The following is a 9781-nucleotide window of genomic DNA, read 5'->3' as shown; positions in this document are numbered from 1 at the left end:
GCTCAGGAGCGAGGAGGCGGGTATGGACTTTGGCCTACCCAAGGAACGCGCGCGCCTAAAAACCCTCCCCCCCTTCGGCGAGGAGGTGCGGGAAGGCCGGGTGGCCCTCACCCCCCAGGGGGTGCGGGAGCTTTCCGCCCGGGGCCACCGGGTCTACGTGGAACGGGGAGCAGGGGAAGCCGCCGGGTTTCCCGATGCCGCTTACGAGGAGGCGGGGGCCCGGCTGGTGAGCCGGGAGGAGGCCTTCCGCCGGGGCGAGGTGGTGCTGAAGGTGGCCCGGCCCACCCAGGAAGAGGTAGCCCTCCTGCGCCCCGGGGCCGCGGTCATGGCCTTTTTGCACCTGGCGGTGGCCGAGTCGGCCCTGGTGGAGGCCATGGCGGCCAAGGGGCTCACGGCCATCGGCTACGAGCTGGTGGGGAATGAGGGGAAGCGCCCGGTCCTCAAGGCCATGAGCGAGATCGCTGGCCGCCTGGCCCCGCAGCTGGCAGGGCGGCTCCTCGAGGCCCCCACGGGCCCAGGGGTGCTGCTCTCCGGCCTGCCCGGCATCCCCCCGGCGGACGTGGTCATCCTGGGGGCGGGCACCCTGGGCCGGGCCGCCGCCCGGGCCTTTTTGGGGGCCGGGGCCTCGGTCTACCTCCTGGACAAGGACCTCCCCGCCCTGGAGAAAGCCGCCCGCGAGGCCCCCGGGGCGGTGACCGCCCTGGTCACCCAAAGCCGCCTGGAGCGGTATGTGGGCTTCGCCGACGTGCTGGTGGGGGCGGTGGCCGTGCCCGGGGAAAAGACCCCGGTGCTCCTGAGCCGGGAGCTCCTGGCCCGCATGCGCAAGGGGGCGGTCCTCCTGGACTTCGCCATTGACCAGGGAGGGATTGCCGAGACCAGCCGGCCAGGGGTCTACCAGGAACTGGGCATCACCCACTTCTGCCTGCCCAACGTGCCCGCCCTGGTGCCCCGGACCGCCAGCCACGCCCTCACCGCCACCCTTTTGCCCTTTTTGCTCCAGCTGGAGGACGACCCCTTGCGGGTGCCCGAGCTGCGCCAGGGGGCCTACCTCCTCCTGGGCCAGAAAGGAGGCCACCTCGAATGAGTTACCGCAAAAAGCTCACCTCCCCCGAGGACGCCGTGGGGCTCATCCGCTCCGGCATGCGGGTCTTCGTTTCCGGCAACGCCGCCACCCCCACCCCCCTTCTCAAGGCCCTGGCCGCCCGCAAGGACGAGCTGGAGAACGTGGAACTGGTCCACCTCCTGCAGATGGGGGAGGATCCCTTCGCCGCCCCGGAGATGGAGGGCCACTTCCGGCGGCGTTCCCTCTTCGTGGGCCCTGCGGACCGGGAAGCGGTGAACCAGGGCCGGGCCGATTACGTGCCCATCACTCTCCACCAGGTGCCCTGGCTCTTCAAGCGGCGGGTCCTGCCCCTGGATGCGGCCATCGTCCAGGTCTCCCCTCCCGACGAGCACGGCTTCTGCTCCCTGGGGGTGGAGGTCATCGCCACCAAGGCGGCCCTCGAGGCCGCCCCCATCGTGATCGCCATGGTGAACCCCAGGATGCCTAGGACCCTGGGGGACACCTTCGTCCACGTCTCCCGCTTCAGCGCCATCGTGGAGCTGGACTGGCCCCTACCCGAGCTGAAGCGGGAGGGGTTTGGCGAGGTGGAGCGGAAAATCGGGGAGCACGTGGCTAGCCTCATTGAGGACGGGGCCACCTTGCAGATGGGCATCGGGGCCATTCCCGATGCCGTCTTGGCCAGCCTCACGGGCCGGCGGGACCTCGGGGTGCACACGGAGATGATCTCCGACGGGGTCCTCGAGGCCTTTGAGAAGGGCCTCATCACGGGGGCCAGGAAAACCCTGCACCCGGGCAAGGTCATCGGCACCTTTGTCCTGGGCTCGGAAAGGCTCTACCGCTTCGTCCACGACAACCCCCTTTTTGAGCTCCACCCCACGGACTACGTCAACGACCCCTTCGTGGTGGCCCAGAACCGCAAGATGGTGGCCATCAACTCCGCCATCGAGGTGGACCTCACCGGCCAGGTGGTGGCCGACTCCATCGGCACCCGCATCTACTCGGGCTTCGGCGGCCAGCTGGACTTCATCCGCGGGGCTGCCCGGAGCGAAGGGGGAAAGCCCATCATCGCCCTCCCCTCCACCGCCAAGGGGCATAGCCGCATCGTCCCCTACCTGAAGCCCGGGGCCGGGGTGGTCACCACCCGGGCCGACGTGCACTACGTGGTCACCGAGTGGGGGATCGCCGAGCTCTTTGGCCGCTCCTTGCGGGAACGGGCCTTAGCCCTCATCGGGGTAGCCCACCCCGACTTCCGGGAAGAGCTGATGAAGGCGGCCTGGGAGCGGAAACTCCTGCCCCGAAGCTACCCCGGGGCCTCCCTCCCGGCCAAGGACGAGCCCCGGTCTTGACAACGCCTCCCCTACACCCCTAAATAGGGGGCGATGCCGACCCCAAGGAATAGACCGGCCAGGGGGTCCTCGGAAGGCCCCCGGGCCAAGACCCCCTCCCCCGGGAAGGCGGAGGCCACCGCCTTGGTGGTGGTGGAATCCCCGGCCAAGGCCAAGAGCATCCAAAAGATGCTGGGGGCGGGATACGAGGTGCGGGCCAGCCGCGGCCACGTGGCCGACCTGCCCGAGCGGGAGCTGGGGGTGGACGTGGAGCGGGGCTTCGCCCCCACCTACGAGGTGAAAAAGGACAAGAAGCCGGTGGTGGAGGAGCTCAAGCGGGCCGCCCAGGGCAGGCGGCTCCTCATCGCCACCGACCCCGATCGAGAAGGGGAGGCCATCGGCTGGCACCTGGCCAGGCTCCTGGGCCGCGACCCCCAGGAACCCCTAAGGGTGGAGTTCCACGAGATCACCCCCAAGGTGGTGCGGGAGGCCGTGGCCAGGCCCCGCCCCATTGACCAGAACCTGGTGGACGCCCAGCAGGCCCGCCGGGTCCTGGACCGCCTTTTGGGCTACAACCTCTCCCCCCTCCTTTCCCTGGAGTTCCGCAAGCGGGCCCTCTCCGCGGGCCGGGTGCAGAGCGTGGCCCTGAGGCTGGTGGTGGAGCGGGAGGAGGCCATAGAGGCCTTCCGCCCCGAGGCCTACTGGACCTTGGAGGGCCGCTTCGCCGTGGAGGGGCAGGAGCTGGCCGCAAGCCTCCATGAGGTGGAGGGAAGGCGGCTTTGGACGGGGCAAGGGGATAAGGAGGGCCGGCTCCACCTGCAAAGCGAGGCCGAGGCCCAGGCCCTGGCCGAGGCCATGCGGGGCCTGCCCTTCCGCGTGGCCCAGGTGGAGACCAAGGAGCGCCGCAAGGCCCCCCCACCCCCCTTCACCACCTCCACCCTGCAGCAGGCCGCCAGCAGCCGCTTGGGCTACACGGCCAGCCGCACCATGCGCATCGCCCAGCGCCTCTACGAGGGGGTGGACCTCCCCGAGGGCACCGTGGGCCTCATCACCTACATGCGCACGGACTCCGTGCGGGTGTCCCCGGAAGCCCTCCAGGCGGCCCGGGAGGCCATCGCCCAAGCCTTCGGTCCCGCCTACCTGCCCGAGTCTCCCAGGGTCTACAAAAACCGCCGGGAAGGGGTCCAGGACGCCCACGAGGCCATCCGGCCCACCGACCCCAGGCGCACCCCGGAGGGGGTACGCCCCTACCTCTCCGAGGAGGAGTACCGGCTTTACGACCTCATCTGGCGCCGCTTCCTGGCCAGCCAGATGCGGGAAGCCCTGTACGACCAGACGGTGGTCCTGCTGCAGGACCAAGGGGAGAAGCCCCGCTTCACCTTCCGCGCCGCCGGCTCGGTGCTGCGGTTTGAGGGGTACCTGAAGGCCTGGGGCCGGGAAGGGGAGGAGGAAGAGGAGGCCCCGGTGCCCGCCGTGGCCCAGGGGGCTGAGGCCAGGCTCCTAGGGGTGAGGCCGGAAGGCCACACCACCGAGCCCCCGCCCCGCTACACCGACGCCAGCCTGGTCAAGGCCATGGAGGAGCTGGGCATCGGACGGCCATCCACCTACGCCCCCACCCTGGAAACCCTGGAGAAGCGGGGCTATGTGGAGCGCAAGGGCCGCACCCTTCTCCCCACCCTCTTGGGGCGGCAGGTCACCCGTTACCTCAAGGAACGTTTTCCCCAGGTGGTGGCCTACGAGTTCACCGCCCGCATGGAGGACCGCCTGGACCAGATAGAGGAGGGTAAGGCCCCCTGGCCCCAGGTGGTGTGGGAGTTTTACGAGCCCTTCCTGGGGGAGCTGGCCCAGGTGCCCAAGAAGGCCTGCCCCCGGTGTGGCCGCCCCCTGGAGCTCAAGGTGAGCCGCTTCGGGCAGTTTCTGGGGTGCACCGGCTACCCGGGGTGCACCTACACCGAGCCCCTGGAGAAAAAGGAGGCCGAGGCCATCGGGGAAGTCTGCCCCCGGTGTGGCCGTCCCCTCCTGCGCAAGGAGGGGCGTTATGGCAGCTTCATCGCCTGCTCGGGCTATCCGGAATGCGACTACACCCGGGACGATGGGAAGGCCACCGGCCACACCTGTCCCAAGTGCGGGGGAAGGGTGCTGGAGAAGCGAAGCCGCCGGGGTAAACCCTACTACCGGTGCGAAAGCTGCGATTTCCTCTCCTTTTACCCCTTGCTGGACAAACCCTGCCCCGCCTGCGGCTGGCCCCTGGCGGGAAAGGGGGAAGGGGCCTGCCTCAACCCCAGTTGCCCCGCCCATGACCCCAGGCTGCAGCCAAGCCCCCGGGAGGAAAGGACCAAGGCTTCCGGCAAGGGGGGCAAGCCCAAGGGGAAGGCCAGGGCTTCCTCCCCCAAGCCCCCACAGGACTGGGGGGACCTCATCCCCTTCCTGCCCGAGCTTCCCCCGGAAGAGCGCCAGGCGGTGGAGGCCCTGGCCCAGGGGGAGGCCCTATCCGAGGAAGGGGCCAAGCTGGCCAAACGCGCCCTTTTCAAGCTGCGCATGCGCAAGGGGCGGGCCAGGAAGGAGGTAGCCCCCACCTGATGCAAAGCTTCAAGCTCCACCTCCTGCGCCTGGCCCGGGAAGGGGTGGTGGAGGTGCCGGGGCTACCCGTGCGGGCCTACGCCCTGCGGGAGGAGGAGGCGCGTTCGGGCCAGGGGGTGTTTTACGTGGTCCTCGAGGGGGAGCTGGTCATCGACCTGCCCGAGGGCCGCTACCTTCACCTGAAGCGGGGCGAGGGGGCTAAGGTGAGCGAGCCCCACCGCCTCCTGCCGGTGGAGAAGGCGGTGCTTTTGCAGGTGGGGTAGGCCCCACCCGGTAGACCGCCCCCCAGGGACGGTAAAGGCTCAGCAGCCTCTCCTCCCGCACCCGGCCATCCCGGTAGCGCACGGTGCGGCGCACCTCCACCCGGGCCCCCTCGGCGGCGAAGTCCACCTGCTGGCGCACCCCCGGGGGCAGGGAGGGGTCCAGCACCTCCTTGGGGGGGAGGGGAGGCTTGCGCTCGGAGACAAAGGGGCCTTCCCAGCGCACTTCCCGGTCCTTGGTGCCGAAGAGGTGGAAGCGAAGCCGGGTGCCCACCACCGAGCGCTGGACCCAGAGGTGGCCCGGGGTGTCGTTGAGCACGCGAAGGTCCTTGTGGGGGGCGATGACCGCGGCATCCAAACCGGTGGGCTTGTAGTAGGCCACCTGGTAGCTGTGGGCGTGGCGCTCCAGGATGGGGAGGCCCGCGAAGAAGAAGGCGCGAAACAGGGTGGTGGAAACCTGGCAGACCCCACCCCCAATCCCCTGTTCGGTCCGGTCCCCCACGATGACGAAGGCTTCCCGGTACCCTGCCTCTTCGCTCACCGGGCCCAGGGCCTGGTGGAAGGAAAAAGGCCCCGGGGGGATGAGGAGGCCGTCCAGCTTGCTGGAGGCCAGGAGGAGGTTGTGCAGCCGGGCCCGGCTGGAACCGCGAAAGTCCGTCTCCCCCGTGGCCAGGTGTTCCCGCACCCCCAGGGCGTAAAGGGCCTTCAGGCTGGGTTGGGGCGGGGTGTAACGCACGGGCAGGCGGAAGCTTCCCTGGCCCGCGGCCAGGGCCTGGCGGTAGGCGGCCAGGACCTCGGCCTCGTCAAAGGACAGGCCCTTCTTCTCCACCCCCCGCCACCTTCCATCCTGCAGGATGAACCGGGGGGGCCGGGGGGGGCGGGCAAGCCGCTTAAGCAGGGCCAAGAGCTCCCCTTCCGAGGCCACGGGGTAGCGCTGGACCCCGGTGTAGGTCAGGAGGCGGCCCTCCTCTATGGCCTCTTCCTGTAAAACCAGGAGGGCTTCCATTGGGGAACCCTTCGCCCCCATGCCCCCCAAGAGGAAGGCCAGGGCCCAGGCCAAACCCACCCGCATGCCCCAAGGCTAGCACGGAAGCGGAAAATCCCCTGTGCATACCCCCACCCCCCTTGCCGCCCCAGGAACCCCATGGTAGCTTCGGGCTTAGGGCCCAGTTTTCACACCCTTTTCACACCCTTGCCCCACACTGGGACCTGTGAAAGGAGGCAGAAGATGAAGGCTAAAGGCTTTACCCTGATCGAGCTGGCCATCGTGATCGTGATCATCGGCATCCTGGTGGCCATCGCTGTACCCAGGTTTGTAGACCTGTCGGGCGACGCAAAGGACGCTGCGGTACAAGCCACCGCCAGCTCCGTGCGCTCGGCCTACGCCATCTATGTAGCCCAGAACAAGGACTATCCCGACTACTGCTCCGACGTGCTCAACGGGTTGGAAGGGGTCAATATAGGTAGCGGATCCTCCAGCGTAACCCTGGCGGGCAATGTGGTGGTCTCCTGCGCTAACGCAAATCCTGCGGCTGGCAACGCGGACATTTCCGTCTACGCCACCGGGGCCAAGACCTACAACTCGGCTACGAATGCCTTAAAGGTCAACTTGCGTTTCAAATAGAGATGCGCCCCAGCACCCCCCCCTCGGTGCACCCCGTCCTCGAGGGGGGGATGCTTCTTGGCCTATGGGCGGCCCTGGTAGCCCTTAACCCCTGGGGTAAAGAGTTCACGGCCATATGGAATTCCCCCCGGGAAGTGAGCATGGGCACCTTTGTGTTTGCGGCCCTTTTGGGGCTTCTTCTCCGCAGAAACAACCTGCCCGATCCGCCAAAGAGGAATGTTTCCGCACCCCTTTGGGCATCCGTAAGCTTCCTCGCCTTTGGGTTAGCCGCCACCGTCTATTCTCCCCAACCCATCTGGAGCTGGACAGGTTACCCCAGCGTGGGGGACGGACTTCGCTTTTGGGCCCTGGGGATAGCCTTTGCTTGGAGCACTTACTTGGCCCTGGAAACAGGCCTTCTCAAACCCCGGCTTTTGGTGGCCGCCTTACTCCTGGCCCTAGGAACCCATGCTTTGGCCATTTTCCCCCAACTTTTCGATTGGAAATTAGACTATACACAAACTTCTGGACAAACCTATGTGCGCTGCTTTGACTTGGAAAGAAGCTTCTGCCAAGAAAACCCAAACGCAACCGCTTCTGGAATCCACCGAAGCCACATGCCTATAGGCCTTACTTCCCATCGGGGTCATGCGGCTGGCGCTTTAGCCCTTCTAAGCCTTTTTGTTGCCGGTCTCTATGTCCAAAGACCAAACCCCAAACTTCTTTTTCTCTTCGCCCTGGGAGCCCTTGCCCTCTGGTTTACGCAGACCCGCGGTGGATGGATGGCGCTTTGGGGCATCCTCCTTTTTCTGGTCTTAGCTTTCTCCGTGAAGCGCTCTGCCTTAGCCCCCCTTGCCTGGCATCTTTTGGGGATAGGCCTTCTCACCTATGGTGTTTACTGGGGAGCCGGCAAGCTTTTGCCAACAGAGATGCGGTCTTTCGGGGAACTTGGGGCTTCTTTTGACAAAGTAAACACTTATACTTCTGGCCGTTTGGATTTATGGCAAAAAGCTCTGACGGCCTTCCCCATTAGGCCCCTTTTGGGCTGGGGATTTGACGGTTACGCTCGTGCCTACCCGTATGGCGTGGACTGGAACGGTAAAGACCGCCCTTTGCTTCCCCAGGGACTTAAACCCCCGGTACAGGTGGTGCTCGGGGAAGATCGGCTGATTTATTTGGAAGACCGCCACGGTCTTCGCATACTTGCTCCAGCTCCTTATGCCAAGGCTCATAACCTGTTCTTGGACCTGCTTCTTTCGGTGGGCATCCTGGGGGGGATCTCCTACCTTTTGTGGCTGGGGCTGGCCATCAAACAGGCAACCTGGCCGAAATTTCCTCTCCTTTTGGTCCTGCTAGGCTACTTGCTTTTTGGGTTCACCTGGTACGACAGCATTCACGTAACCCCCATTGCCCTGTTGGCCCTGGGCGCCTCTTTCGCCAGCGAAACCGTATGGCTAAAGAAGGAATAACCCTAGTAGAGTTGGCAGTGGCCATCGGCATTGTGGCGATGATCCTCGCTTTGGCCGTGCCGAGATACACCGACCTTAAAGGGATGGCCCAAAAAGCCCAGAGGCAGGAGGTCTTGCGGAATTTACGCTCCACCTATGCCATTTACGTAGCCCAGCACCGCACCGTCCCCACCTGGAATGCCCTAAAAACCCTCATGGGCGAGCCTACCAACCTCCGGCTCTCCTCAAGCTGCCCTTCTGGCACCACCGTAGCCTATTGGGACCATAACGAAAACGCCGCCTGCAACGTCGGAGAACGTTTGGCTTACCTGTACGCCGATGAAGCCTGCACTCTTTTCCTCATTGGCCTAAGCTCCACAACCGTGACCGTCTCCATCCGGTGCCTTAGGGGACACCCGGAAACGTTAGACTAAAGGAGGAGGCATGCGACAGGGATTCACCCTAATAGAACTGGCCCTGGTCCTCCTCATCGTGGGGGTCCTGGTGGCCGTGGCCGTGCCCCGGTTCCTGGACCTCTCCTTACAGGCGGAGCGGGCCGCAGCCCAGAAAACCCTTTTGGCCTTGAACTCCACGGTGCGGATCCTCACGGTACGGCTAGGCCGCCCTCCCACCCTGGACGAGGTCTGGGAAGCCCTGGATTCACCCTATAAAAAAGACGTCTGGGAAGAACCTTTCCTAAAACGAAATCCATACGGCTCCTACAACTATCAGATCGTCCTCCGCTACCGCCCCGGAAGGGAATACTGCATGGACGGCTACAACCCCCTGGGCGGGCTGGCGGAAGCAGGAAGCCCCAACGAGCCCAGGGCGCAAATCGTGGTCTTCCGGCCCTACACCTCCGGGCATGGGGACTACTACCAGGGGGAGTTTTAGCCATGGGAAGGAGGGGGTACCTGGTCCTCACCTTAGCCCTGGCCTTGGTGTTTTTTGGGATCCTCCTCCTGCCCTCCACCCTTCTCGCCCGCCTCAACGCCGAGCGCACCCTGACTTCCCAATCCGCCTTGCAAGCCCTGTATCTGGCCGAGGCCGGGGCCTGGGAGGCCATAGCCCGGCTGGATAGCCAAAACGGCCCCGGCCAGGCTGTTCAGGTCTGCCGCACGGCTGGGGCTTCGTGCACCCCCGCCTCACCCGAATACGTGGGGTGTTACACCTATAGCACCACCCAACCCACGGACTGCACCGCCCCTTCCCTACCTAGCGGGGGCACGGTAACCCTATGGGGCTTCGGAAAGACCAAGGGAGGAAGCGTCCGCTGGGTGCGGGTGAGCTACGATACGGCCAACCAAACCGTGCTCTCCTGGGAGGTGCTGCCGTGAGGAAGGGCTTCACCCTGGTGGAAGCCGCCGTGGCCCTGCTCCTGGTGGGGGCGGTGGTGTACATGGTGTTGGCCCTTTCGCAGACCCTACGGGCCGGAACGGCCACAGGACCCCAGGAGGAGGTCCTACAAGCGGCAGAAACCCTTTTGGAAGCCGGGGTTGCAG

General features: G+C 65.9%; 10 protein-coding genes. 8 read left to right on the top strand and 2 right to left on the bottom strand.

Annotated features, from left to right (window positions below; genetic code table 11):
* Window positions 1-22 precede the first annotated feature (22 nt).
* Both TCCBUS3UF1_RS01960 and TCCBUS3UF1_RS01955 read left to right on the top strand, forming a co-directional pair.
* Entirely contained in the window at window positions 23-1084 is a 1062-nt protein-coding gene (locus TCCBUS3UF1_RS01960; protein ID WP_014514821.1) for an alanine dehydrogenase, read from the top strand.
* Window positions 1081-2409, top strand: coding sequence for an acetyl-CoA hydrolase/transferase family protein (locus TCCBUS3UF1_RS01955; RefSeq protein WP_014514820.1), 1329 nt, complete (start codon window positions 1081-1083; stop codon window positions 2407-2409). The genes TCCBUS3UF1_RS01960 and TCCBUS3UF1_RS01955 overlap by 4 nt, the downstream gene beginning before the upstream one ends.
* 11 nt (window positions 2410-2420) lie before the next feature.
* On the opposite strand, the gene TCCBUS3UF1_RS11995 is transcribed toward TCCBUS3UF1_RS01955, so the two are convergent.
* On the bottom strand, window positions 2421-2570 hold the full coding sequence (locus tag TCCBUS3UF1_RS11995; RefSeq protein ID WP_014514819.1) for a hypothetical protein: 150 nt from the start codon (window positions 2568-2570) through the stop codon (window positions 2421-2423).
* A gap of 7 nt (window positions 2571-2577) precedes the next feature.
* Between TCCBUS3UF1_RS11995 and topA the strand changes: the two genes are divergently transcribed.
* The gene (topA, locus tag TCCBUS3UF1_RS01950) at window positions 2578-4968 is read left to right on the top strand and encodes a type I DNA topoisomerase (RefSeq protein ID WP_231291410.1); all 2391 of its coding nucleotides are present in this window, start codon (window positions 2578-2580) and stop codon (window positions 4966-4968) included.
* Window positions 4968-5231, top strand: a complete 264-nt coding sequence (locus tag TCCBUS3UF1_RS01945) for a hypothetical protein (RefSeq protein ID WP_041433678.1) — start codon at window positions 4968-4970, stop codon at window positions 5229-5231. Before topA ends, TCCBUS3UF1_RS01945 begins: the two co-directional genes overlap by 1 nt.
* Here the strand turns inward: TCCBUS3UF1_RS01945 and TCCBUS3UF1_RS01940 are convergent.
* A complete protein-coding gene (locus TCCBUS3UF1_RS01940) occupies window positions 5167-6300 on the bottom strand; it encodes a VanW family protein (RefSeq protein WP_041433676.1) in 1134 nt (377 codons plus the stop codon). The genes TCCBUS3UF1_RS01945 and TCCBUS3UF1_RS01940 overlap by 65 nt on opposite strands.
* Window positions 6301-6456: 156 nt before the next feature.
* Here TCCBUS3UF1_RS01940 and TCCBUS3UF1_RS01935 point away from each other — a divergent pair, with 156 nt between their 5' ends.
* The 4 genes from TCCBUS3UF1_RS01935 to TCCBUS3UF1_RS01915 all read left to right on the top strand — a co-directional run bounded on the left by TCCBUS3UF1_RS01935 (window position 6457) and on the right by TCCBUS3UF1_RS01915 (window position 9616).
* Window positions 6457-6852 carry a type II secretion system protein gene (locus TCCBUS3UF1_RS01935; RefSeq protein WP_014514816.1) on the top strand — a complete coding sequence of 132 codons (396 nt, stop codon included), beginning with the start codon at window positions 6457-6459 and terminating at the stop codon, window positions 6850-6852.
* A 140-nt stretch (window positions 6853-6992) separates the two neighbouring features.
* The gene (locus TCCBUS3UF1_RS01930) at window positions 6993-8300 is read left to right on the top strand and encodes an O-antigen ligase (RefSeq protein WP_231291409.1); all 1308 of its coding nucleotides are present in this window, start codon (window positions 6993-6995) and stop codon (window positions 8298-8300) included.
* A gap of 423 nt (window positions 8301-8723) precedes the next feature.
* Window positions 8724-9173, top strand: a complete 450-nt coding sequence (locus TCCBUS3UF1_RS01920; protein WP_014514813.1) for a prepilin-type N-terminal cleavage/methylation domain-containing protein — start codon at window positions 8724-8726, stop codon at window positions 9171-9173.
* 2 nt (window positions 9174-9175) lie between these two features.
* A complete protein-coding gene (locus tag TCCBUS3UF1_RS01915; RefSeq protein ID WP_014514812.1) occupies window positions 9176-9616 on the top strand; it encodes a hypothetical protein in 441 nt (146 codons plus the stop codon).
* Window positions 9617-9781 lie beyond the last annotated feature (165 nt).

Source organism: Thermus sp. CCB_US3_UF1, assembly GCF_000236585.1.
Taxonomy (GTDB): domain Bacteria; phylum Deinococcota; class Deinococci; order Deinococcales; family Thermaceae; genus Thermus.
The sequence above is the reverse complement of the archived record's forward strand: the minus strand, read 5'-3'. Positions and strand labels throughout refer to the sequence as shown.

Bases quoted from the DNA above. Each gene is read 5' to 3' on its own strand.
- TCCBUS3UF1_RS01960 (WP_014514821.1), top strand. From the start codon at position 23: ATGGACTTTGGCCTACCCAAGGAACGCGCGCGCCTAAAAACCCTCCCC.
- TCCBUS3UF1_RS01955 (WP_014514820.1), top strand. From the start codon at position 1,081: ATGAGTTACCGCAAAAAGCTCACCTCCCCCGAGGACGCCGTGGGGCTC.
- TCCBUS3UF1_RS11995 (WP_014514819.1), bottom strand. From the start codon at position 2,570: ATGCTCTTGGCCTTGGCCGGGGATTCCACCACCACCAAGGCGGTGGCC.
- topA (WP_231291410.1), top strand. From the start codon at position 2,578: ATGCTGGGGGCGGGATACGAGGTGCGGGCCAGCCGCGGCCACGTGGCC.
- TCCBUS3UF1_RS01945 (WP_041433678.1), top strand. From the start codon at position 4,968: ATGCAAAGCTTCAAGCTCCACCTCCTGCGCCTGGCCCGGGAAGGGGTG.
- TCCBUS3UF1_RS01940 (WP_041433676.1), bottom strand. From the start codon at position 6,300: ATGCGGGTGGGTTTGGCCTGGGCCCTGGCCTTCCTCTTGGGGGGCATG.
- TCCBUS3UF1_RS01935 (WP_014514816.1), top strand. From the start codon at position 6,457: ATGAAGGCTAAAGGCTTTACCCTGATCGAGCTGGCCATCGTGATCGTG.
- TCCBUS3UF1_RS01930 (WP_231291409.1), top strand. From the start codon at position 6,993: ATGGGCACCTTTGTGTTTGCGGCCCTTTTGGGGCTTCTTCTCCGCAGA.
- TCCBUS3UF1_RS01920 (WP_014514813.1), top strand. From the start codon at position 8,724: ATGCGACAGGGATTCACCCTAATAGAACTGGCCCTGGTCCTCCTCATC.
- TCCBUS3UF1_RS01915 (WP_014514812.1), top strand. From the start codon at position 9,176: ATGGGAAGGAGGGGGTACCTGGTCCTCACCTTAGCCCTGGCCTTGGTG.